Annotated in this window: 24 protein-coding genes; 10 read left to right on the top strand and 14 right to left on the bottom strand. The window is 73.7% G+C overall.

The annotated features are described in order from the left end of the window. The first annotated feature begins 170 nt into the window (after positions 1-170). Positions 171-1298 carry a magnesium and cobalt transport protein CorA gene (locus tag IEZ05_RS02940; RefSeq protein WP_189228359.1) on the top strand — a complete coding sequence of 376 codons (1128 nt, stop codon included), beginning with the start codon at positions 171-173 and terminating at the stop codon, positions 1296-1298. A gap of 39 nt (positions 1299-1337) precedes the next feature. On the opposite strand, the gene IEZ05_RS02935 is transcribed toward IEZ05_RS02940, so the two are convergent. Then, entirely contained in the window at positions 1338-1970 is a 633-nt protein-coding gene (locus tag IEZ05_RS02935; RefSeq protein WP_189228358.1) for a nucleoside/nucleotide kinase family protein, read from the bottom strand. 175 nt (positions 1971-2145) lie between these two features. Here IEZ05_RS02935 and IEZ05_RS02930 point away from each other — a divergent pair, with 175 nt between their 5' ends. Both IEZ05_RS02930 and IEZ05_RS02925 read left to right on the top strand, forming a co-directional pair. Then, positions 2146-2625, top strand: coding sequence for an anthrone oxygenase family protein (locus tag IEZ05_RS02930; RefSeq protein WP_189228357.1), 480 nt, complete (start codon positions 2146-2148; stop codon positions 2623-2625). A 182-nt stretch (positions 2626-2807) separates the two neighbouring features. After that, positions 2808-4298 carry a glutamate synthase subunit beta gene (locus tag IEZ05_RS02925; RefSeq protein ID WP_189228356.1) on the top strand — a complete coding sequence of 497 codons (1491 nt, stop codon included), beginning with the start codon at positions 2808-2810 and terminating at the stop codon, positions 4296-4298. 64 nt (positions 4299-4362) lie between these two features. On the opposite strand, the gene IEZ05_RS02920 is transcribed toward IEZ05_RS02925, so the two are convergent. The 3 genes from IEZ05_RS02920 to IEZ05_RS02910 form a co-directional block, all read right to left on the bottom strand. Beyond that, positions 4363-5166, bottom strand: coding sequence for an SAM-dependent methyltransferase (locus IEZ05_RS02920; RefSeq protein ID WP_189228355.1), 804 nt, complete (start codon positions 5164-5166; stop codon positions 4363-4365). 91 nt (positions 5167-5257) lie between these two features. Further along, positions 5258-5533, bottom strand: coding sequence for a DUF397 domain-containing protein (locus tag IEZ05_RS02915; RefSeq protein WP_189228354.1), 276 nt, complete (start codon positions 5531-5533; stop codon positions 5258-5260). Beyond that, positions 5534-6394: a helix-turn-helix domain-containing protein gene (locus tag IEZ05_RS02910; protein WP_189228353.1), complete on the bottom strand. Its 861-nt coding sequence runs from the start codon at positions 6392-6394 to the stop codon at positions 5534-5536. It abuts the gene before it with no gap. A 275-nt stretch (positions 6395-6669) separates the two neighbouring features. On the opposite strand from IEZ05_RS02910, the gene IEZ05_RS02905 reads away from it, so the two are divergent. The 3 genes from IEZ05_RS02905 (at position 6670) to IEZ05_RS02895 (ending at position 10068) form a co-directional block, all read left to right on the top strand. Further along, a complete protein-coding gene (locus tag IEZ05_RS02905) occupies positions 6670-7311 on the top strand; it encodes an ATP-binding protein (RefSeq protein WP_189228352.1) in 642 nt (213 codons plus the stop codon). Continuing rightward, on the top strand, positions 7308-7742 hold the full coding sequence (locus IEZ05_RS02900; protein ID WP_189228564.1) for a hypothetical protein: 435 nt from the start codon (positions 7308-7310) through the stop codon (positions 7740-7742). The genes IEZ05_RS02905 and IEZ05_RS02900 overlap by 4 nt, the downstream gene beginning before the upstream one ends. A 460-nt stretch (positions 7743-8202) precedes the next feature. Next, complete coding sequence (locus tag IEZ05_RS02895) at positions 8203-10068, top strand: ABC transporter ATP-binding protein (protein ID WP_373298725.1); 1866 nt, start codon at positions 8203-8205, stop codon at positions 10066-10068. A gap of 31 nt (positions 10069-10099) precedes the next feature. On the opposite strand, the gene IEZ05_RS02890 is transcribed toward IEZ05_RS02895, so the two are convergent. The 4 genes from IEZ05_RS02890 to IEZ05_RS02875 form a co-directional block, all read right to left on the bottom strand. Beyond that, positions 10100-10285 (bottom strand): hypothetical protein, encoded by a 186-nt coding sequence (locus IEZ05_RS02890; RefSeq protein WP_189228351.1) that lies wholly within the window; start codon positions 10283-10285, stop codon positions 10100-10102. A 155-nt stretch (positions 10286-10440) separates the two neighbouring features. Then, entirely contained in the window at positions 10441-11130 is a 690-nt protein-coding gene (locus IEZ05_RS02885; protein WP_189228350.1) for a DUF899 domain-containing protein, read from the bottom strand. Positions 11131-11273: 143 nt separating this feature from the next. Further along, positions 11274-13151, bottom strand: a complete 1878-nt coding sequence (locus tag IEZ05_RS02880) for an FUSC family protein (protein WP_189228349.1) — start codon at positions 13149-13151, stop codon at positions 11274-11276. A gap of 217 nt (positions 13152-13368) precedes the next feature. Further along, positions 13369-14148 (bottom strand): nucleotidyltransferase domain-containing protein, encoded by a 780-nt coding sequence (locus IEZ05_RS02875; protein WP_189228348.1) that lies wholly within the window; start codon positions 14146-14148, stop codon positions 13369-13371. A 149-nt stretch (positions 14149-14297) separates the two neighbouring features. Here IEZ05_RS02875 and IEZ05_RS02870 point away from each other — a divergent pair, with 149 nt between their 5' ends. Together IEZ05_RS02870 and IEZ05_RS02865 are read left to right on the top strand one after the other, a co-directional pair. After that, entirely contained in the window at positions 14298-14711 is a 414-nt protein-coding gene (locus tag IEZ05_RS02870; RefSeq protein ID WP_189228347.1) for a RidA family protein, read from the top strand. Continuing rightward, positions 14708-15184, top strand: coding sequence for a GNAT family N-acetyltransferase (locus tag IEZ05_RS02865; protein ID WP_373298720.1), 477 nt, complete (start codon positions 14708-14710; stop codon positions 15182-15184). The genes IEZ05_RS02870 and IEZ05_RS02865 overlap by 4 nt, the downstream gene beginning before the upstream one ends. 22 nt (positions 15185-15206) lie before the next feature. Here IEZ05_RS02865 and pip read toward each other — a convergent pair whose 3' ends face one another. Together pip and IEZ05_RS02855 are read right to left on the bottom strand one after the other, a co-directional pair. After that, complete coding sequence (pip, locus tag IEZ05_RS02860) at positions 15207-16172, bottom strand: prolyl aminopeptidase (RefSeq protein ID WP_189228346.1); 966 nt, start codon at positions 16170-16172, stop codon at positions 15207-15209. A 32-nt stretch (positions 16173-16204) separates the two neighbouring features. Continuing rightward, on the bottom strand, positions 16205-16927 hold the full coding sequence (locus IEZ05_RS02855) for a uracil-DNA glycosylase (RefSeq protein WP_189228345.1): 723 nt from the start codon (positions 16925-16927) through the stop codon (positions 16205-16207). A 166-nt stretch (positions 16928-17093) separates the two neighbouring features. Here IEZ05_RS02855 and IEZ05_RS02850 point away from each other — a divergent pair, with 166 nt between their 5' ends. Next, positions 17094-17624, top strand: coding sequence for an RNA-binding S4 domain-containing protein (locus IEZ05_RS02850; protein WP_189228344.1), 531 nt, complete (start codon positions 17094-17096; stop codon positions 17622-17624). Positions 17625-17698: 74 nt separating this feature from the next. Here the strand turns inward: IEZ05_RS02850 and IEZ05_RS02845 are convergent, their stop codons facing one another. Continuing rightward, a complete protein-coding gene (locus IEZ05_RS02845) occupies positions 17699-18154 on the bottom strand; it encodes a DoxX family protein (RefSeq protein WP_189228343.1) in 456 nt (151 codons plus the stop codon). A gap of 125 nt (positions 18155-18279) precedes the next feature. Beyond that, entirely contained in the window at positions 18280-18978 is a 699-nt protein-coding gene (locus tag IEZ05_RS02840) for a class I SAM-dependent methyltransferase (RefSeq protein WP_189228342.1), read from the bottom strand. A 243-nt stretch (positions 18979-19221) separates the two neighbouring features. Between IEZ05_RS02840 and IEZ05_RS02835 the strand changes: the two genes are divergently transcribed. Then, positions 19222-19545, top strand: a complete 324-nt coding sequence (locus tag IEZ05_RS02835) for a DUF6343 family protein (protein WP_189228341.1) — start codon at positions 19222-19224, stop codon at positions 19543-19545. 45 nt (positions 19546-19590) lie between these two features. Here IEZ05_RS02835 and IEZ05_RS02830 read toward each other — a convergent pair whose 3' ends face one another. Both IEZ05_RS02830 and coaE read right to left on the bottom strand, forming a co-directional pair. Further along, positions 19591-19971, bottom strand: a complete 381-nt coding sequence (locus IEZ05_RS02830; RefSeq protein WP_189228340.1) for a tetratricopeptide repeat protein — start codon at positions 19969-19971, stop codon at positions 19591-19593. Positions 19972-20069: 98 nt separating this feature from the next. Next, positions 20070-20672, bottom strand: a complete 603-nt coding sequence (gene coaE / locus IEZ05_RS02825; protein WP_189228339.1) for a dephospho-CoA kinase — start codon at positions 20670-20672, stop codon at positions 20070-20072. Positions 20673-20704 lie beyond the last annotated feature (32 nt).

Here is a 20704-nt window from a genome sequence, read left to right as displayed (position 1 = left end):
ACGGGCCCGCGGCACCGCGGGAAGCCGACCGCAAGGGGCCCTTCCACAGGGGGGAACAAAGCGGAATCTCCCGTTTCCACAGGCTCGTACACCGCTGACGCGGAGCTGGCAGACTGGCGCGCCACGGCGCGAAAAGCGCGACGCGAGAGGACCCACGCGAGGAGATCGGAATGTCGATGGCGGGGAATCTGCGGAAGGTGACGACACTCGGCAGGGTCGGCGGCCTCCGCGGAGTGGCGCGGCTGGCCCGGCGGCGCCCGCGCGTCGATCTGAGCCACCCGGCCCGCTCCCCGCTGGGCTCCTCGGTGGTGAACTGCGTGACCTACCGAAAGGGCGTCCGCACTCCCGCGGACGACGAACCGGTCGACGCCGTGCGGCGGATGCGGGAGCACGGCGGCGGTTTCCTCTGGCTGGGTCTGCACGAACCGACGGCCCGGGAGTTCGCGGGCATCGCGGAGCTCTTCCATCTGCACCCGCTGGCGGTCGAGGACGCGATCGAGGCCCACCAGCGCCCGAAGGTGGAGCGGTACGGCGACACGCTCTTCGCCGTGTTCAAGACGGTCTGCTACGTCGAGCACGAGGAACTCACGGCCACCAGCGAGGTGGTGAACACCGGGGAGATCATGGTGTTCGTCGGCGAGGACTTCGTGATCACCGTGCGGCACGGCCGACACGGCTCGCTCGGCCCGCTGCGCGAGGAACTCGAGACCGATCCCGGACAGCTCGCCAAGGGGCCGTCGGCCGTGCTGCACGCGATCGCCGACCACGTGGTCGACGACTTCCTGACGGTCATCGAGTCGGTGCAGGCGGACATCGACCAGGTCGAGACCGACGTGTTCGCGGAGAACGGCGCGCGGGTCGACCCGGGCCGGATCTACCAGCTCAAGCGTGAACTCCTCGAGCTGAAGCGGGCCGTGGTGCCCCTCGGCCGGCCGCTGGAGGAGCTGGCCACCCGGCCGGCCCGGGTGATCGACCCGGAGATACAGGCCTACTTCCGTGACGTGTCCGACCATCTGCTGCGGGCCACTGAGCAGATCGCCGCGTTCGACGAACTCCTCAACTCCATCCTGCAGGCGCATCTCGCCCAGGTGACGGTCGCGCAGAACGAGGACATGCGGAAGATCACGGCCTGGGCCGCGATAGTCGCCGTGCCGACGATGGTCTGCGGGGTGTACGGCATGAACTTCGACCACATGCCGGAACTGGGCTGGCGGTACGGCTACGGCCTGGTGCTGGGCGTCATATCCGCCGCGTGCCTGGTGCTGTACCGGGGTTTCCGGCGCAACGGCTGGCTCTGACAGGGCCCCTGCGCGGCGGGCGTCGCGGAAGTCGTCCGGTCAGCCGTTCCACGCCGGGTGGCGGGGGTCGTCGGCGCGCACCAGGACGTCGGCGCTGCCGGCGGGGTCGGCCTCCTCGGCGTAGCGGTCGAAGGCCGGGAGGGTCCAGTGCTCGGTCTCGGGGGTACGGCGTCGCAGGGCACCGGCGGTGAGGACGAGGTGGACGCTGAGATCGAGGGGGAACCAGTGGCGCAGCAGGAAGGGCCCGTGCAACAGCAGCACGCCGCCCGCCGGGAGATGGACGTAAGGACTGCGGGTGGCCCGGTCGGTCACCGGGTCCCACAGATCGGGCAGCACCCGTCCGTCGCCGCCGGGACCGAGGGGGTCGAAGACCTCACGCCACAGGGCGCCGGTGTCGTGCCAGCCGTTGTAGTAGGCCTCGACGTCCTGACGTCCGTACTCCAGCCGGAGGGAGGCGGGGCGCAGGAAGCCCTCCGTCCCGACGACGAGGGAGGGGCGGCCGCGCAGGCGCAGTGCCTCGCCGACCCGTTCGGCGAGGTCGCCGGGGCGGGCGGCGGGCGCACCGTCGAAGGCGACGCGCGGCCAGGGGCTGCCGTCGGCCGGCGCGAGGTCGAGCAGGCGCTCGGCGAGCCGGTCGCCGAGCCGGTCCCAGGTGATCGCTTCCAGTCGCACGTGCCCATGATGCGCCGTCGGCCGTCCCGCACGCGTGGGGGCCTCTCCGGGCGCCCGCGCCTGCTTCCGCGTCGCTCGGCCATGGTCACCGTGCCCGTGCTGGAGTTGACTGGGGGTGATCGAAGGCAGGCGGTGCCGGAGGGGCACCTGCCCGACGGGTGGGAGTGGACGCGACATGATCGATGGGCCGTACTTCGTGCTGACGGTGCTGGGCGTGCTCGGGACCGGCCTGGCGGCGGGGGTGTTCTGCGCGTTCTCGACGTTCGTCATGCGGGGGCTCGCCGCGCTGCCGCCCGCGCAGGGCGTCGCGGCGATGAACGCGATCAACACGGCCGCGGTGCGCCCGGCGTTCATGCTGGTGTTCCTCGGGACGACGGTGGTCTCCGCGGTGATCGCGGTGGTGACGTTCGTGCTGTGGCCGGACGAGGGCGCGGTGGAGCTGCTGCTGGGCAGCGCGCTGTATCTGTTCGGGTCGTTCGGGGTCACCGCGGCGGCGAACGTGCCGCGCAACACGGCGCTGCTCGGCCTGGAGCCGGGCTCGGCGGAGGCCGCCGGCCGCTGGCCCGCGTACGTGCGCGAGTGGACCGCCTGGAACCACGTCCGCACGGGTGCCTCGGCCGCGGCGGCGGTGGCGTACGTGCTGGCCCTCGCCTGAGTGCCGGCGCCGCGCCGGGCCTGCGGCGGTCCTGCGCGAAGACGGTCGGGCCGGTCGCCGGGAGGGCCTGTGGCACGGCGCCGTCCGGCGCTCTGCGGGCGGCTGCGGCGGGACGTATCGTGACCGGGAGAGCGTCGCCCGGCGACGCCCGGCCTGCCAGCCCGCACGCAAGGAAGACGGCCATGGCCGACCCCAAGGGATTCATGACCACGCCCCGCGAGGACTGGCCCCGCAGGCCCGCCGGGGAACGGGTGCGGGACTGGAACGAGGTGTACGTTCCGGGCGCGCTGCTTCCCCTGATCGGTCCGCAGGCCGACCGGTGCATGGACTGCGGTGTGCCCTTCTGCCACGACGCCTGTCCGCTCGGCAACCTGATCCCGGAGTGGAACGAACTGGTCGCCCGCGCGGACTGGCGGGCGGCGAGCGACCGGCTGCACGCCACGAACAACTTCCCCGAGTTCACGGGCCGGTTGTGCCCGGCGCCGTGCGAGACGGGGTGCGTGCTCGCCATCAACCAGCCGGCGGTCACCATCAAGAACGTCGAGTGCGCCATCGCCGACAGGGCCTGGGAGGAGGGGTTCACCTCCCCGCGTCCCCCGGACCGGCTGTCCGGGCGGACCGTAGCGGTGATCGGGTCGGGGCCCGCCGGGCTCGCGGCCGCCCAGCAGCTGACCCGGGCCGGGCACACGGTCGCCGTGTACGAGCGGGAAGACCGGATCGGCGGGCTCATGCGGTACGGCATCCCCGCGTTCAAGTTGGAGAAGCGGCATCTGGAGCGCCGTGTCGAGCAGATGCGGGCCGAGGGGACGAAGTTCCGTACGTCGACGGCGGTCGGGCGGGACGCCGACGCGGCGGAGCTGCGGGTTCGCTACGACGCGCTCGTGATCGCCACCGGGGCGACCGCCTGGCGCGAACTGCCCGTGCCGGGCCGGGAGCTGGCCGGGGTGCACCAGGCGATGGAGTACCTGCCGCTGGCCAACCGGGTGTGCGAGGGAGATCTGGCGGCCTCCCCGCTGTCCGCCGCCGGCAAGCACGTCGTCATCGTCGGCGGCGGTGACACCGGCGCCGACTGCCTCGGCACGGCGGTGCGCGACGGGGCCGCTTCCGTGACCCAGCTGGACATCTACGCGCAGCCGGGCGGAGAACGCGACGAGGAGGCCGAGCCCTGGCCGACGTATCCGAGGCTCTACCGGCTGTCGGCCGCGCACGAGGAGGCACGTCATCTGCGGTCGGCGCCGGCGGCCGACGCGGACGCGCGGCTGTTCGCGGCGTCCACGCTCCGCCTCACCGGCGACGCGGAGGGGCACGTGCGCTCGCTGCACCTGGTCGGGGTGGACGCCGGACGCCGTCCGCTGCCCGGGACCGAGCGGGCGCTCCCCGCCGACCTGGTGCTGCTCGCCCTCGGGTTCTCCGGCCCGGACCGGACGGACGGGCTCGTCGACGGGCTGGGGCTGGAGCTGGACCCCCGGGGCACCATCGCCCGCGGCCGGGACTTCGCCACCAACGTCCCCGGGGTGTTCGCCGCGGGGGACGCCGCCCGCGGGCAGTCGCTCATCGTGTGGGCGATCGCCGAGGGGCGGTCGGTGGCGGCCGCCGTCGACCGCCACCTGTCGGGCGGCAGCACACGGCTGCCGGCGCCGATCGGCCCGTACGACCGTCCGATGACGGCCTGAAGCGTCCGCACCGCCCGAGCCGTGATCGGCCCCTACACCCCCGGCTGGCCGCGCCTGTCCCCGGTCACGGCTTGCGGGCCACCGCCCCGTATCCGGGGATGACACCGTCGTCCTGCCCGGCGACCGGCTCACCCAGCTCCGGATGCCACAGGTGGGGCACCTCGATGCCCGGTTCGACCAGGTCGAGGCCCTCGAAGAAGCGGGCGAACTCCTCGCGTGAGCGCAGGGCCAGGGTGACGCCGGCGGCCCTGAGCTTCTCGGTGGCCGCCCGCGACTCCTCGGGCGTGAAGTCGGCCGTCGCGTGGGTCATCACCAGATGGCTGCCGGAGGGCAGCGCGGACAGCAGCCGGCCGACCAGGTCGTGCGCGCCGTCCTCGTCGGAGACGAAGTGCAGCAGCGCGACCAGCGACAGCGCCACGGGCCGGTCGAAGTCCAGGACCTTCCTGGCGCCGTCCAGGACGGCGTCGGGATCCCGCACGTCGGCCTGGAGGTACTCGGTCGTGCCCTCGGGTGTGCCGCGCAGCAGGGCCGCCGCGTGGGCCAACACGATCGGGTCGTTGTCGCAGTAGACGACGCGGGAGTCGGGCGCGATCTCCTGCGCCACCTGGTGGAGGTTGGGCTCGGTGGGGATCCCCGCGCCGACGTCCAGGAACTGCCGGACGCCGTGGCCGGCCAGCCAGCGCGTGGCGCGGTGCATGAAGGCGCGGTTGACCCGCGCCATCACCGGCACCCTCGGGTCGAGGGCGAGCATCTGCCGGCCCATCTCCTCGTCGACCGGGTAGTTGTCCTTGCCGCCGAGATACCAGTCGTACATCCGCGCGGGGTGCGGTCTGCTCGTGTCGACGTCGGCATGGTGCTGCCCGGTCATGGCGCGCTCCAAGGTGTGAGGTTCTCGCAGCAATCGGTGATCGACTCAATGCCAAACAGCTTAAGAACATGCATCAACAGCGGTACGTGCTTCAGGACAGCAGGAAGTCCGCCTCCCCCGCCTTCGCTCCCTCGATGAAGGCCGTCATCTCGGCGGAGGTGTAGATCAGCGCCGGTCCGTCGGGATCGGTGGACTGCCGTACGGCTATGCGGCCGTCGGCGAGCTTCATCGCCTCCAGGCAGTTGCCGCCGTTGCCGCCGCTCCACGGCTTGTGCCAGCCCTCGCTGCCCAGCTCGCGGGCGGGCATGCCGTTGTAGATCCGCTCGGCGCGGCCGCGTGGCGATGGCTGGGACGTGATGCGGTTCATTCACAACTCCTTGCGGAGATCCCGGAGGATCTCCTTCGTGCGATGTGCCGTGGCGGCCTGGGCCGCCATGCGGTCCATGACCTCGAGGTGGGTCGCCACCTCGGCGCGCGCGTCGAGGTAGACGGCGCCGGTCAGGTACTCGCTGTAGACCATGTCGGGAAGTTCCGGCACGGCGAATCGGAACAGCACGAAGGGCCCGTACGTGCCGGGGTGCGGCCCGTTCGCGAACGGGGCGATCTGCAGCGTCACGTTGGGCCGCTTCGTGGCGTCGAGCAGCTTGTCGATCTGGGCACGCATCACCTCCGGGCCGCCGACCGGGCGGCGCAGCGCGGTCTCGTCCATGACGACCCACAGCCGGGGCGCGTCCTCACGGGTGAGCAGGTCCTGGCGTTGCATGCGCAGGGCGACATGGCGCTCGATGTCGTCCGGCCGGGTCTGGCCGATGGCGCCCGAGCGCAGCACCCCGCGCGCGTAGTCCTCGGTCTGCAGCAGCCCGGGGACGAAGTGGGGCTCGTAGGAACGGATCAGCGCGGCCGCGCCCTCCAGGCTGACGTACATGGAGAACCAGCCCGGAAGGATGTCGTGGAAGCGCTGCCACCACCCGGGTTTGTTCGCGTCCTCGGCCAGCTGGACGAAGACCTCGGCCTCCTCGTCCCCGATGCCGTAGGCCTTCAGCAGCAGCTGGAGGTACGGGATCTTGAGGGCGACCTCGGCCATCTCCATGCGACGGACCGTCGCGGGGGCGACGCGCAGGATACGGGCGGCTTCCTCGCGCTTGAGCCCCGCGCGTTCGCGCAGGTCGAGCAGTCGACGGCCGAGGACGACCTGGCCGACCGTCGGCGCGGACCGCGGCTCGCTCACCGCCCACCTCCACGAAGAGTCCTGAACCGTCCCGTGATCCGGTGATCCCCGAACCGGCGACCCCGTGATCATCGACGAGCCGGCCGCGATGCGCGCGGACAGCCCGGCGGCGCCATTCGAAGACCTATTCGAAAGCCTGGGCAGACCCTCGGTGATCTGAAGTGGCGCCGCTCGACGTGCTGTTGCGAAGCAGTGTGCCACGGCCTTCCAGACCGTCACACAGCACTCTGCAATTTTCAGAGTGACACTTGCCAAGTGTTCCCGGCGGGGCGATAGTGGCAAGCGTGATTCCGTCCGCGCCCTTAGGAACAGACGCCGTCGCGGCCCCACCGGGCCTCGGCGCCGCCATGGGAGCCGGCCCCGCGGGGGCCGCCGCTGCCGAGCGGCGGTTCCGTTTCGAGCTGGCCGCACACCCAGGCTCTCCCGCGCAGGCCAGACGCCTGACGCGAGCCCGGCTGAACGGCTGGTCGGTGTGCGAGGACACCTGCGACACCGCGGCCCTGGTGGTCTCCGAGCTGGTGACCAACGCGATCGTGCACACCGCGAGCCGGCACATCGTGTGCGAGCTGCACGACGGCGACGAGCTGGTGCGCATAGCCGTGCGCGACGAGGGATGCGCGCCCGGCCAGCCGCACCCGTCCGACGGGCAGCGGCCCGACGACGAGCACGGCCGGGGACTCCTCCTCGTCGACGCCCTGTGCGACGCCTGGGGCGCCCACGAGCACGGGCCCGGACTCCTGGTCTGGGCCGAACTGCCACGCAAGGCCGACACACCGCGCGACCCGTCCGAGCCCCGCAACGACCTGGGCTGGGGCGCCCGCCCGAAGCCCGGACCCGCCGACGACACCGGCGACGACGGCGAGGCGGAGGGACACCACCGAGAGGCCCACCACGGAACGGGGACCGCATGGCTATGAGGGCTCCGTCCGGCGTCCGCCCGCTCGGCCTGGACACCCTGGTCCGTCTGCAGCGCGCGCTGCGCGAGCCCGGAACGCCCCGGCGACTGCCCGTGCCCGACGGCATGACGGCCCCGCTGGGCTGCGACGCGGTGGCGGTCCCCGCGCGCTTCGGCCCTCTGGTGATGCCCCGGCTGCCACGCGTGGGGTGCGTCTACGCCGACGAGGCGCACTGGTGGTGGATCGTCCCGTCCGACTCCGACTACGCCCTGGAGTGGCCCGCCCCTGCGCGGTACGCCACCGGCGCGGTCGTCCCCGACTCCCCGGGCGTTCCCGGCCTCATACACCGGCCGGACGGCACGGTCCCCTACACCCCGCCCATCCCGCTCTACCTGGCACTGTGCCGCCTGACGGACACGACGCCGACGTGGTCACGCCCGGTGAGCGCATAACGCCCGGCGCGCTCCGCGCCGCGCCGCCCGCGCCTGTCCGAGTCCACCGGCCCGTTCCGCCCCGCACATCCCGCATCGCCCGACGCCCGTACCCACGGCGCGCTCCCGTGCGCGAGCGTGCCCACCCCCGGATCGTCCGCGCCGCGAGCCGCCGCCCTACCCGCGCGCTCCCTCCGCCCCTCCGGAGCCGCCGGCCCTCCAGCCGCGACTCGTCACTCCCTCCCGAGCCTCCCGCTCCCCCCCTCGCACCCGGCACGCCCCTGCCCGCTTCGGCCGGTACGGCGTGCGCCCGCGCGCTCCGGTCTCCCCCGCTCGCGCCCTGCCCGGAGTGAGCCCGCCCCCGCGATAGTGGCTCTTCGTCCACGAACGGGGGCCGGCGGTGGGGAAGAGAAGCGGCGCGGAGCCGGCCGGGGTGTCGGAGTCGGAGCGGCTGCTCTTCGGCGGGCCCCTGCGCTACGACATGGGCTGGAACCAGCACGCGGACGCGTTCCTGGAGCTGGGTTTCCGGGCCATGGTGACCCGGCTGCCGTCGCTGCTGCTGTCCAGCCTCCGGCTCGCCCGGCAGGCCGACCCGCAGGCGGCGCGGACCGTACTGGCCGCCGAGGTGGGCCGGGGCGTGGCCCAGGCGGTCAGCCTGCTCGCCGTCAACAGCGTGCTGGCCGGGCTGATGGCCGCCGGCCCGATCGAGGACCGGCTGCGGGGGACCGTCCCCGCACTGGTCACGGTCGCCGCCGTGATGCTGGTGGCGGCGCTGCTGCGGGCGGCCTCGACGTACGCGACCGGGCGGCTGGAGCCCAAGGTGGAGCGGGTGGCCACCGAACGCTATCTGGAGCGGGCGGCGGCCGTGGAGCTCGCCGCGATCGAGGACCATGCGTTCCACAAACTGCTGGACACCGCCCAGTACGGGGCGGCCTCCGCGCGACGCATGATCATGTACGGCACGCGCGTGGTGAACGCGATGATCTCGCTCGTCGCGGCGGCCGGTGTGCTGACCGTGCTGCATCCGGCGCTGCTGCCGCTGCTGGTGACGATGACGCTGCCGAGCGCCTGGAGCGCACTGACGCTGGCCCGCCGCCGGTACGAGTCCTTCCACGCCTGGGTGCAGCACGAGCGGGCAGGACGCCTGCTGGGCAGCCTGCTCATCGAACCGGCGGCGGCCCCCGAGATCCGGGTGCACGGCCTGGGCCCCTTCCTGCTGCGGCACTTCCGCGCGATGTCGGAGACCGCCGAGGCGGAGCAGGCCCGGCTGGCCCGGCTGGCGGCCCGTACGGGGCTGGTCGCGGCGGCGTGGACGGGGCTGGCGACGGCGGCGACGTACGCGACGCTCGGCGGGCTGCTGCTGGGCGGCGCGATGGCCCTGTCGGTGGCGGGTACGGCCGTGATCGCGATCCGCACCGGCTCGCAGAGCCTCGGCACGCTCGTCGTGGAGCTCAACGCGCTGCACGAGGAGGCCCTGTTCGTCGGCGACCTGGAACGGCTGCACGTGGAGGCGGCCGGCCGGGCCATCCCCGTGGGCGGCACCGCGCTGCCGGAGGACCCGAAGGAGATCCGCTTCGAGAACGTCACGTTCCGCTACCCGGGCGACGCCACCCGTCCCGCGCTCGACGGCGTGACGCTCTCGCTGCCGCTGGGCCGGATCATCGCGCTCGTCGGCGAGAACGGCTCGGGCAAGACGACCCTGGTCAAGCTGCTCGCCGGGCTGTACACCCCGGACGGCGGCCGGATCACGTGGGACGGTGTCGACGCGGCGACGGCGGACCGGCACGCGCTCGCCGAACGCGTCGCGATGGTCGCCCAGGACTTCAAGCGCTGGCCGTTCACCGCCCGGGTGAACGTCGCCGTGGGCCGCTCCTCCGCGCCGCTCGGCGACGAACGGGTGGCCGACGCGGTCGCCGAGGCCGGCGCCGAGGAGGTGATCGCGGACCTGCCGCGCGGCCTGGACACCCTGCTGGCCCGCAACTTCAGCGGCGGTCACGAGCTGTCCGGCGGGCAGTGGCAGCGGATCGGGATCGCCCGGGCGGCATACCGGAGGGGCCGCATCCTCATCGTGGACGAGCCGACGGCCGCCCTGGACGCCCGGGCCGAACTGGAGGTCTTCGAGAAGATCCGCGCCCTGGCCGGCAGCGGGCAGACGGTCGTCCTCATCACCCACCGGCTGGCGTCCGTGCGCCACGCGGATCTGGTGCACGTCCTCGACCAGGGCCGGCTGGTGGAGTCCGGAACTCCGGAGGAGCTGCTCGCCACGGGCGGGGTCTACGCGGAGTTGTACGCGCTCCAGGCGGAGCAGTTCACGAAAGCGCCGGTGCCCGCCCCGAAGGCGGGCTGATCCTGCCGTTCACCCGGTGCGCCGCACGTCGTCACGCGGCCGCGTCACCGGCGGTCCCGCCGCTGGGGACGACGACCAGGAACATGTCCGTGGCGAGGTCCATGACGACCTCGGCGGGCAGGCCCTCCAGACGCCGCGCATGCGCGAACTCCTCCGCCGGCCAGGAACCACGCGGCCCGCCGGCGGGAAAGCGCTCGAGCACCGTTCGCCCGTTCACCCTGCACCTCCATGTAGCGCTGTACTCGTAGAGTTAAACGCCAACCATGGAGTGAACGCCTCGTGAAGTGACGGTACTGAGACTAAGTTGACACTCGTTCACCGCAAAGTGTGAGCGCCGTCTCAGCCGTTCGGGTCCTTTCGCTACGCAGCGTGTCAGTCGTCGTACTCGTCGTGGTACCGGATTCCCTCACTGCCCGCAGGCGCCCCGAGAGCCGACGCACGCCCCTCGGGCCGCTCCCACTGTTCCTGCCGGCCGAGCGCGGTCAGGTCGAGGAGGCTGGTGGTCGAGCCGAGCCCGTCGAGGCCGCGCTCGTACGTCGAGTAGGTGTGGAAGACCCGGTCGCCCTCCCGCAGGAAGCAGCTGAGTCCCGGCCGCTCGCTGAGTTCCCCCTCGTGTTCGAGGGTCACCTCGAAGTCGGTGTTGAAGTCGCTGACGTACGACGAGTACCAGGGCAGCGTCCAGCCCATCCGCGCCTTGAACGGCAGGATCTTCGGGTACGGCGCCCGGGACACCGCCGCGAACGAGGTGCCGCGTGCGCGCAGGTGGGCGAGGTGCCCGATCTGGTCCAGGAACGCCGAGCAGCTGCGGCAGCCGGCGTCCCACTCGGGGGCGAACATGAAGTGGTAGACGACGAGCTGGTCGCGCCCCTCGAAGAGGTCGAGGAGGGTGGCCTTGCCGTCGCCGCCCTCGAAGACGTACTCCTTGTCGATCTCCACCATGGGCAGTCCGCGCCGCTCGGCGTTGAGCGCGTCCCGGGCCCGCGTGGCCGCCTTCTCCTTGGCCAGTAAGGCCTCGCGTGCCGCGCGCCAGTCCTCGCGCGAGACGATCTCGGGAAGCGACATGGGCTCCAGCTCCTCCTGAACGACGGTCCGTCGGGGGTGCTGACCGGCGGGAGGCGCGGAACTCATCGCGGCGCGGCAAGATTTTTTCCGTGCCGCCGGTCCGGCGTGACGGCCACCCGTCTGCCGACTGCCCGGCGTGACGGTCACCCGGCGACCGGCAGCTCCGGCAGGCGCAGTCCCGCCCGTTCGCGCCGCGCGGTCAGCTCGTCCCGCAGCTCGGCGAGCCGTTCGGTGTGCCCGGGCGTGAGGCGGCCGCTGTCGTCGAGGTGCACGGCGCACGCGGTGGTGGTGTCGACGAGCCGTTCCAGGACGGCGGCGACCTCGTCGGCGCCCGCGGAGTGCCGGGCGAGCGCCGGCAGCTCGGCGGCGGCGAGGGCGACGGCGGTACGGGCTTCGGCGAGGGTGCGGTAGGCCTCCCGGCGCAGCCGCCACCGGGCTGCGCGGTCGTCGGACTCGCTCAGGACGTGGGCGAGATAGGCCTGCGCGGCGCCGCCCGCCGCCTCCAGTCGGGCGCGTACCGTGCCGCCGCGCTGTCCCGGCATCGGCAGGTGCCCGACGATCAGCACGATCGCACAGGCCAGCAGTGTCTCCCCGATGCGGCTGAGCGCGGCCTGGGGTTCGCCGCCGGTCATGACCAGCGCGAGGACGAGGACGGTGACGACGGCGGTCTGGGCGGCGAAGTGCCGGGCGGCGACGGGCACGAGGGCGCCGCTGACGGCGACGAGCGCGACGAGCCCTTCCGGCCGGGGCAGCACGGCGGCGAACCCGGCGAAGACGAGCGCCCCGAGGACGGTCCCGGCCGCCCGGCACAGTACCCGGGACACGAGCGGCCCCAGGTCGGGCTTGACCAGGAAGACGGCGGTGGCGGGCAGCCAGTACCAGTGCTGGTGCGAGCCGTACCAGTGGCCGTGGTGCAGGATCTGGGCGACGGCGGCGCTGGCTCCGAAGCAGAGACCGACGCGCAGCCCGTACTCCCGGCCGCCGGCGCCGAGGACGGTGCGTGCCATGGAGGCGAGCGGCCGGTTGCGGGTGTGCAGGTCCCGGCCGCTGCCCCGGTCGAAGGCCTCCGCGGCGTGCAGGAGGGCGTCGTCGAGGGCGCGCAGAGCGGGCTCGGTGCGGGTGGGGGCGGGCAGCGGCCCGGTGTGGGTGTTGCCGCGGACGGCCGCGGCGAGTCGCCGGGGACCTTCGGCGGCCCGCGCGGGCACGGGGTGCTCGGCCCAGGCGAGCGCGGTCGCGGCCTCGCCGAGGGGCAGCGCGGCGGCGTACTGCGCGTGCAGCCGCCGTTCGGCCGAGGAGGAGGCGTGGCGCCGCAGCCGGGGCCCGGCGAGCGCGTCCTGGGCGTGGTCGAGGGCGGCGGTGAGCGCGGCCCTGCGGGCGGTGGCGTGTTCGGTGCCGGCGGCCTCCAGCAGCGCGGCGACGGCGTCGTACACGTCGGCGACGGCCGCGCGCTCCCCGTCGAAGCGGAAGTCGAGGCGCACGTCGCCGGTGAGGGAGCCGGGGGTGGGCAGGAGCAGCCGCAGGGTGAGCAGCCATCCGGCGCCGGCGAGGAAGGCGAGGGCGCTCTGCCACCCGGGGTCGGGCAGCGGCATGCCGGCCCCCACGGCGGCGGTGACCAGCACCTGCGTCCCGGTACCGGACGCGACGGTGCCGACGGCGCTGATGCCTCCGGCGGCCAGCCCGAGCACGGTCAGCGCCAGGGTCAGCGGGACGGGGCCGAGGTGCTGCCCCGCGTACGTGCCGGCCAGCAGCCCCGCCGTCCCCGCGAGCGCCGGCACGCCGATCCGCCGGACGGAGGTACGGCGACTGCCCGGCCGGTCGTTGATGCCGGCCAGCATGGCGGCGATGGCGGCGACGACACCGAGGGAGGTGCGCCCGGCGAGCAGGGCGGCGAGCAGCAGCGGCCCGCCGGCCAGCGCTCCCCGCGTGACCGCGCTCCAGGGCACGGGTCCGCGCTGGGCACTCAGGGCGTGGGCAAGCCAGGGCGGAAGCGAGAGGGCGGCGGGGCGGGCGGTGCGGGGCACGGGGCGCGGGGCTCCTGTCGGCTGGTCGAGGGCGGGGGTGAGCCTTCGGGCGACGGTGGCCGGGCTGTGACGTGTGCTGTCAAGGGTACGGTCGGTTTTTGCTGGGGCGGAAACGGGCGGGTTTCGGCGAGGTGACGGCCGACGGGCGGCGGGGCGTTCCTGGACTGCTCGTCGACGCCGCGGCTCCGCGCGGAGTTGCCTCCGCCGTCGGAGGCGGTCACCGACCGCGCCGGGCCGCCTCCATGGCCTCGCCCAGCAGTTCCTCGGCCCGTGCGACCGCCGCTGCCAGGGACTGCGGGTCCGTCGTCACACGCGTCAGGAGTACGTCGGTCCCGCCCAGCCCCGCCCGTTCGACCAGCCCCTTCTCGTTGGTGACCCACTGCCCGCGGGCCGCCAGCACGGCGTGCGCGGTCTGTGTCGCGGCGAGGGCGATCGCACCGGCGACCTGGGTCAGCGCTCCTTTGGGGGCGTGGCCGGCCTTGGCGTAGGCGAGGGTGGCCGTGGCCGCGCCGTACCAGCGCTCCGGAGCGGTGACGCGGAGGGCCTCCGGGTAGCCGGGGCGGGGCAGTTCGCCGCGCAGCACCTCGTTGACGGCCAGCTCCGCGACCACCAGGTACGTCGGAATGCCGGCCAGGTGGAACATCAGCGGCTCCACGCCGAAGCGGCCCGTCTCCGCCCGTGCCGTCTCGTGCTCGACCACGTCGAGGTCGCGGTAGTGCAGGTCGACCCGGCGTTCGTCGATGGTCAGCCAGGCTCCGCCGTTGAAGACGCCGCCGCCCCACGCTCCGATGTCGAAGACCTCCCCCGGCCAGCCGAGGGCACGGAGGTCGTCCGGGTCGAAGGCGCCCCGGTAGTAGACCGCCAGGTCCCAGTCGCTGTCGGGCCGGTGGGTGCCCTGGGCCCGGGATCCGCCGAGGGTGACGGCCCGGACGGTGGGCAGGGCGGCGAGCCGGTCGGCGGTGGTGTCGAGGAAGGCCTGGTCCGTGAGGGAGGGCACTGCTGTGGGCTCCTGGTGGTGGGGGCCGGCATGAACGGACGCCGGCAGCCTAGGCGGCCGGGGCGCGGGGCACGAGGCAAATTCGGATGCGGCGGGCGTGCGGGGAGCGGAGGATCCAGGAGTTGTCCGTACGCCTCCCAGGAGCCTCCGTGATCCAGCGCGTCACCGTACCCGGCCTGTTCCCGCCGCCCGTCTACTCCCACGCCTCCGTCGTCGAGGCCGGGACGAAGCTCGCCTTCCTGGCCGGGTCCGTGCCGCTCGACGCGGACGGGAAGCTGGTCGGCGAGGGCGATCCCGTCCGCCAGGCGGAGCAGGTGATCGCCAACCTCACCGAGCAGTTGCGCGCTGTGGGCAGCCGGCTGGAGCACGTCGTGTCGACCGATGTGTACGTCGTGGGCACCGAGACGGCCGTACTGTCCGCGGTCTGGGACGTCGTGGAGGCGTCCGGGTTGAGCACGGGTCCGCATTCCTCGACGCTCCTCGGGGTGAGCTGCCTCGGGTATCCCGGGCAACTGGTCGAGATCACTGCGACGGCGGTCGTGCCGGAGCAGGTACGCCCGTGAGCGCGTCCGTGAGCCGGCTGGAGGGTGAGCAGGTCGTCCTGCGGCGCGCGACGGCCGCCGACGCCCGCGCCGCGGCCGACGTCTGGCTGCGGTCCTTCGCCGCCGCGCTGCCGGCCGTGGTCCGGCCCCGCACCGACGAGGAGGTCCGGGACTGGTTCCGGCACGTGGTGGTGCCCCGGCGCGAGACGTGGGTGGCGGAGGCCGCGGGTGAGGTGGTGGGCGTGATGGTGCTGGAGGAGAGCGAGCTGGCGCAGCTGTACCTCGCCCCCGACCGGCGCGGGCGCGGGATCGGGGACCGGTTCGTCACGCTGGCCAAGGAGCGCCGGCCGGCGGGGCTGTCGCTGTGGACCTTCCAGGCCAACACGCCCGCGCGGCGCTTCTACGAGCGGCACGGGTTCACGGCCGATCGGTGGACGGACGGCTCCCGGAACGAGGAGCGGGAGCCCGACGTGCGGTACGTGTGGCAGCCGTAGGGCTCTGGCTCGGCCGCTCCGGTCAGGCCTCGGCGCGGGCGTACTTGTCGGTCGCGGCCACCAGCGCGTCGTCCCCGACCGCTCCGGCGTCGTGTCCTGCCTCGTCCACGACCACCAGCTCGCTGTCCGGCCAGGCGTGGTGGAGCCGCCAGACGATGCCGAGGAGGTTGCCGAAGTCGAGGCTGCCCTGCACCAGGGTGCCCGGGATGCCCTTGAGCAGGTGCGCGTCCCGCAGGACCACTCCCTCGTCGTTGCCGTCGCCGAGGAAGTGGTCGTTGCCCCAGTAGTGCGTGACGGTACGGGCGAAGCCCAGGCGGAACACCGGGTCCTGGAAACGCGCGACCGAGCCCGGCGGCGCGGGGATGATCGCCGTCTCCCAGTCGGTCCAGGCCCGCGCGGCCCGCTCCCGCACGGCCGGGTCGGGTGACTCCAGCAGCCGGCTGTAGGCGGCGGCCGGATTGCCGTCGCGCTCGTCGGCCGGCAGCTCGGCGAGGAACCGCTCGTGGGCCTCCGGGAAGATGTTCCCCAGCCCTCGGGTGAGCAGGTCCACTTCGGGGTTCGAGCCGGTCGCGACGCCGGTCAGTACGAGTTCGGACACGACGCCCGGGTGGGTCTGTGCGTACCGCAGCGCCAGGGCCGACCCCCACGACACGCCCCACACCAGCCACCGCTCGATGCTCAGGTGGGCGCGCAGGCGCTCCAGGTCCGCCATGACGTGGGCGGTCGTGTTCACGCTCATGTCGGTGGCGTGGTCGCTCGCCGCGGGTACCGACCGTCCGGCGCCGCGCTGGTCGAGCAGCACGATCCGGTACGCGGCCGGGTCGAAGTAGCGCCGGAGGTTGGGGCTCGTGCGGGACCCGGGCCCGCCGTGCAGCACCAGTGCCGGCTTGCCGTGCGGGTTCCCGGAGGTCTCCCAGTAGACGTGGTTGCCGTCGCCGACGTCGAGCATGCCGTGGTCGTACGGTTCGGTCTTCGGATACAGGCCCATCGGGGCACCGTAGCGTCGGCGGCCCGGCCGGATCATCCCCTTTCCGCCGTGGGCAGGCCCGCCGCCCCTGCGGCGGTGCGCAGCACCTCCCGCAACATTTCGGGGGTGAGCCGGCCGGTGAAGGTGTTGCGCTGGCTGACGTGGAAGCAGCCGAAGAGGTGCAGGTCGGGGTCGTCGGGGGCGTGCAGCGTGACGTGGGCGCCGTGTGCGAAGGCGGGGCGGGGCCGGGGGACGGTCCAGCCGGCCGCGGCGACCGCGGGCAGCGCGGCCTGCCACCCGAAGGCGCCGAGGACGACCACGGCGCGCAGCGTCGGCCGCAGCAGGCCCAGTTCCTGGACGAGCCACGGGCGGCAGGTGTCGCGCTCCGTGGGGGTGGGTTTGTTGGCGGGCGGGGCGCAGTGCACCGGGGAGGTGACGCGCACGCCGTGCAGTTCCAGGCCGTCGTCGGCGGAGACCGCGGTGGGCTGGGACGCGAGCCCCACGTCGTACAGCGCCTGGTACAGCACGTCACCGGAGCGGTCGCCGGTGAACATCCGGCCGGTGCGGTTGCCGCCGTGGGCCGCGGGGGCGAGCCCGACGATCAGCAGGCGCGCGTCCGGCGGGCCGAAGCCGGGCACCGGGCGGCCCCAGTACGTCCAGTCGGCGAAGGCCGCCCGCTTGGTGCGGGCCACCTCCTCCCGCCAGTCGACCAGCCGCGGACAGGCCCGGCACCCCGCGATCCGCTGATCGAGTCCGACGAGGCCGCTGGTGTCCATGTCCCCCACCGTAAGACCACCGGACCACCGCGCCGCCGCCCGGGGGATCACCGTGCCGCCGCCTGCCGGTCGGCACGGCAACCCGGCGTCCCGGCGCTCGCGTCCCGGCGTCCTGCCCCGCCGATATCCGATCCCCCTCACGGGGCCGGGCGACTAAGGTCGGGGCATGGCTTCCGAGCATGACGAAGGCAGAAACGGCGAGGCGACTGCCGTACCGGACCCCGCCGAGGCGAAGGCCGCCGACCACGCCCCGGACCCGAAGACCGCCGCCGCGATCGCCGCCGCCGAGGCTGCCGGGCCGCAGCACGGCGAGAGTGTCCGGGTCGACAGCTGGATCTGGGCCGTCCGCCTGATCAAGACCCGCTCCCTCGGTGCGACCGCCTGCCGGGGCGGTCACGTCCGGGTGAACGGGGAGCGCGTGAAGCCCGCGTACTCCCTGCGTGTCGGCGACGAAGTGCGCCTGCGGCACGAGGGCAGGGAGCGGGTCGTCGTCGTGAAGCGGCTGATCCGCAAGCGGGTCGGGGCCCCGGTCGCCGTCCAGTGCTACATCGACAACTCCCCGCCGCCCCCGCCCCGCGAGGCCGTCGCCCCGGCCGGCATCCGCGACCGCGGCGCCGGACGCCCGACCAAGCGGGACCGGCGCGAGCTGGAACGCCTGCGCGGCCTGGAGGGCCTGGGCCGGCCGGAAGGCGCCTGAGACGACGGACCCGCTCCCGGACCGGGTCCGGGGGCGGGGCGGTGGCGTGCGGGTCCGGACCGCCCGCGGGCCTGTCATCCGCGGACCAGGCGGAGCAGCTCCGCGTTGTGCCCCCGGCGGGCCCAGGCCACGAGCAGCAGCGGGACCATCAGGATGAGCGGCGTCGCCGCGTTCTCGCCGTCGAAGCAGGTGAGCTGGACGAGGAACGCGCCCACCATCAGCCCGCTCAGTGCCGTCGCCGCCACCGACTGGAGCACGGGCACCAACAGGGCGATCGCTCCGGCCAGTTCGAGGATGCCGACGGCGTACATGCCGGCATCGCCCCAGCCCATCTCGTCGAAGGTCTCGGCCGCCGACGCGTGGGCGATCAGCTTCGGCAGGGCGCTCGCGACGGCGAAGAACAGCGCGAGCATCACCTGCACCCCACGCAGGGCGATCCGGGCACCGCGCCCGCGGGCCGCCGGGACGGAGGCCCCGGAGGTGACGGCGGAGGTGGACGTGACGGAGGCGGTGGCCGTGGTCTCGGACATGGGGGTCTCCTGGGCTGGGCGGTCCGTGCTGCTGTCGGGGAGGCAGACCCCTGCCCGCCCCGGAACTCATCGCCTCTGCCGCGACGACCGCCCCCCTTTCCCGCGCCGCCTCCGACGCCGCTTCCCTAGCCCTGGCCCGCGGGAACCGCCCGCACCCACGTCCCGTCCTCGGTGAGATACCGGTCCACCCTCAGTCCCGCCTCTGCGAGCGCCTCCTCGAACTGCTCCGCGGTCAGCGGCCGGGCACGGAAGGTCTGCGTCCAGACCGCGTCCGGGAACGCGTACTCCACGTGAACCGAGTTGACGCCGTCCCCGACCGGCTCCGCCGACACGATCCGCACGGTGAAACCGCTGGGGTCCACCCGTTCGCGCGGCACGTTCGTGTGGTAGTCCTCGCCCTCCCGCTGGATCAGTACGCAGCCGTCCTCCGCGACATGCCGGGCGCACGCACTCAGCAGCCCCCTTCTGACCTCGACGTCCCCGGCGTGGACGAGGAACGACGCCAGCATCACCGCGTCGAACGTCTCCCCCAGGTCGAGGTGCTCGATCGGGCCGCATATCGTCCGTGCTCCGCGCACGTGCTCCAGCATCTCGGCGGACTCGTCGACCGCCGTGACGGCGAACCCGCGCTCCAGCAGCGGCCGGGTCATGCGGCCCACCCCGCTGCCCAGTTCCAGAATGCGTGCGCCCGCGGGCACCGCGGAGGCCACGATGTCCGGCTCGGCGCCGACGGGCAGCCGGGAGTAGAGCTCGACCGCGCAGCCGTCCGGAGTGATGGCTCCGGGTCCCGTCCCCTGGTGTCCCTCTCTCATTTTCAGCTCCATGCCCGTCCAACGGACCGCATCCGCACAGTCGTTCCACTCCGAGGCCGGTTCACCCGATCGAGTGAGCGCCCGGCGGTCGCCGGCGCAGAGCGGCAAACCAGCCGTGCCGTGTCGGGGTCGCGGAAGACAGCGAGGTCGGGCGGCACGGCCCGGTCCGCCGGTCGCACGGCCCGGTCCCGCCGCACGGCTCGGTTTCCTCCCCGGCTTTCCGGGAGTACGTTCTTTGACAGGAGCAGTGGTCCCATGCGTACAGGCAGTGAACCGACAACCGCGCGCAGTGCCCTGCGGGCGCGTTTGTGGCTGTGCGTGTGGGGAGTGGTCTGGACGATCTTCGGGACGGCCGTCTTCGCGCTCACCGGGCGGCCCGGCTGGGCCGCGGCCTTCGGGGTGCTGTGGCTGATCATCACGGTCGACCTGACGGTGGTCCTCCGGCACATCCGCCAGGGCCCGCACTACCAGCCCGGCCGCGACGTCCCGCCGTACCGGCCGCCGGAGCACCGCATACGGACCGATCCGCCGCCACGGCCGCCCAGGAAGCCGGGGACACGCGGGAGCCCGTGGGACTGAGCGCCGCACACCTGACGCCCGGGACCCCGGCCGCCCGCCAAGGGATCAGGAGTCGAACCGCGCCTGTTGCAGGTACTCCGGGTTCGGGTCCAAGGCCGCCGCCAGCCGGAAGTGGCGTCTGGCCTGGTCGGGGCAGCCCCGGCGCTCGAAGGTGCGGGCCAGCGCGAAATGCGCGAACGCGTTGTCCGGCTCGCGTTCCAGGACGATGGTGAACTCCAGCTCGGCCGGTCTGAGCTGCGCCGCCGCGAAGAAGGCACGGGCGCGCAGCAGCCGTGCCGCGGTGCTCTCCGGATGCGCTGCGATGACTTGGTCGAGGAGCTTCACCGCGCCCCCGGGATCACGCGCGGCGAGCAGTTGCTCGGCGGCGCGGAAGTCGATGACGTCCGTCTCCGGAGTCCGTCCGGTCGGACCGCTGGTCTCGGGCACGGCAGAGTCCTTCCCTCGCTGGAAGGGATCAACGCCCGCACGGAGGCCGCTATTCCTGGGCCGGCCGGGGCGGCGGGGTCCTCGCCGGGGCCGCCGGGCTACTCCCCGTGCGCCCTGCGGGCCAGCTCCGCCCACACCTCTTTCACCCGGTGCCGGAGCTCCTCCAGCGGTACGTCGTTGTCGATGACGACGTCGGCGATCTCCCGGCGCTGTTCCCGGGTCGCCTGGGCGGCCATGCGCGCGTGTGCGTCCTGCTCGGTCATGCCGCGCAGCCGCACCAGCCGGTCGAGCTGGGTGGCCGGGTCGACGTCGACGACGACCACGACGTCGTACAGGGGCGCGAGGCCGTTCTCGGTGAGCAGCGGGACGTCGTGGACGACCACGGCGTCCTCGGCGGCGGACTGCTCCAGTTCGCGGGAGCGGGCGCCGACCAGGGGGTGCACGATCGCGTTGAGCGCGGCCAGCTTCGCCGGGTCGGCGAACACGATCGAGCCCAGCTTGGGCCGGTCCAGGCTGCCGTCGCCGGCGAGCACGTCCGCGCCGAACGCCTCCACGACCGCCGCGAGCCCCGGGGTCCCGGGCGCGACGACCTCGCGCGCGATGCGGTCCGCGTCGATCAGTACGGCTCCGCACTCGACGAGCAGCCGCGACACCTCGCTCTTGCCGGCGCCGATCCCGCCGGTCAGGCCCACTGTCAGCATGAGCGGAAGCTTAGGGCCTGCCGGTGACGGCG

It is taken from the genome of Streptomyces flaveolus, from assembly GCF_014648815.1.
GTDB classification, from domain to species: Bacteria; Actinomycetota; Actinomycetes; order Streptomycetales; family Streptomycetaceae; genus Streptomyces; species Streptomyces flaveolus.
The sequence above is the reverse complement of the archived record's forward strand: the minus strand, read 5'-3'. Positions and strand labels throughout refer to the sequence as shown.

Excerpts from the sequence above, each read along its gene's own strand:
- IEZ05_RS02940 (WP_189228359.1), top strand. The coding sequence starts at position 171 with ATGTCGATGGCGGGGAATCTGCGGAAGGTGACGACACTCGGCAGGGTC.
- IEZ05_RS02930 (WP_189228357.1), top strand. The coding sequence starts at position 2,146 with ATGATCGATGGGCCGTACTTCGTGCTGACGGTGCTGGGCGTGCTCGGG.
- IEZ05_RS02925 (WP_189228356.1), top strand. The coding sequence starts at position 2,808 with ATGGCCGACCCCAAGGGATTCATGACCACGCCCCGCGAGGACTGGCCC.
- IEZ05_RS02920 (WP_189228355.1), bottom strand. The coding sequence starts at position 5,166 with ATGACCGGGCAGCACCATGCCGACGTCGACACGAGCAGACCGCACCCC.
- IEZ05_RS02915 (WP_189228354.1), bottom strand. The coding sequence starts at position 5,533 with ATGAACCGCATCACGTCCCAGCCATCGCCACGCGGCCGCGCCGAGCGG.
- IEZ05_RS02900 (WP_189228564.1), top strand. The coding sequence starts at position 7,308 with ATGAGGGCTCCGTCCGGCGTCCGCCCGCTCGGCCTGGACACCCTGGTC.
- IEZ05_RS02895 (WP_373298725.1), top strand. The coding sequence starts at position 8,203 with ATGGGCTGGAACCAGCACGCGGACGCGTTCCTGGAGCTGGGTTTCCGG.
- IEZ05_RS02885 (WP_189228350.1), bottom strand. The coding sequence starts at position 11,130 with ATGTCGCTTCCCGAGATCGTCTCGCGCGAGGACTGGCGCGCGGCACGC.
- pip (WP_189228346.1), bottom strand. The coding sequence starts at position 16,172 with ATGGGCCTGTATCCGAAGACCGAACCGTACGACCACGGCATGCTCGAC.
- IEZ05_RS02855 (WP_189228345.1), bottom strand. The coding sequence starts at position 16,927 with ATGGACACCAGCGGCCTCGTCGGACTCGATCAGCGGATCGCGGGGTGC.
- IEZ05_RS02850 (WP_189228344.1), top strand. The coding sequence starts at position 17,094 with ATGGCTTCCGAGCATGACGAAGGCAGAAACGGCGAGGCGACTGCCGTA.
- IEZ05_RS02845 (WP_189228343.1), bottom strand. The coding sequence starts at position 18,154 with ATGTCCGAGACCACGGCCACCGCCTCCGTCACGTCCACCTCCGCCGTC.
- IEZ05_RS02840 (WP_189228342.1), bottom strand. The coding sequence starts at position 18,978 with ATGGAGCTGAAAATGAGAGAGGGACACCAGGGGACGGGACCCGGAGCC.
- IEZ05_RS02835 (WP_189228341.1), top strand. The coding sequence starts at position 19,222 with ATGCGTACAGGCAGTGAACCGACAACCGCGCGCAGTGCCCTGCGGGCG.
- coaE (WP_189228339.1), bottom strand. The coding sequence starts at position 20,672 with ATGCTGACAGTGGGCCTGACCGGCGGGATCGGCGCCGGCAAGAGCGAG.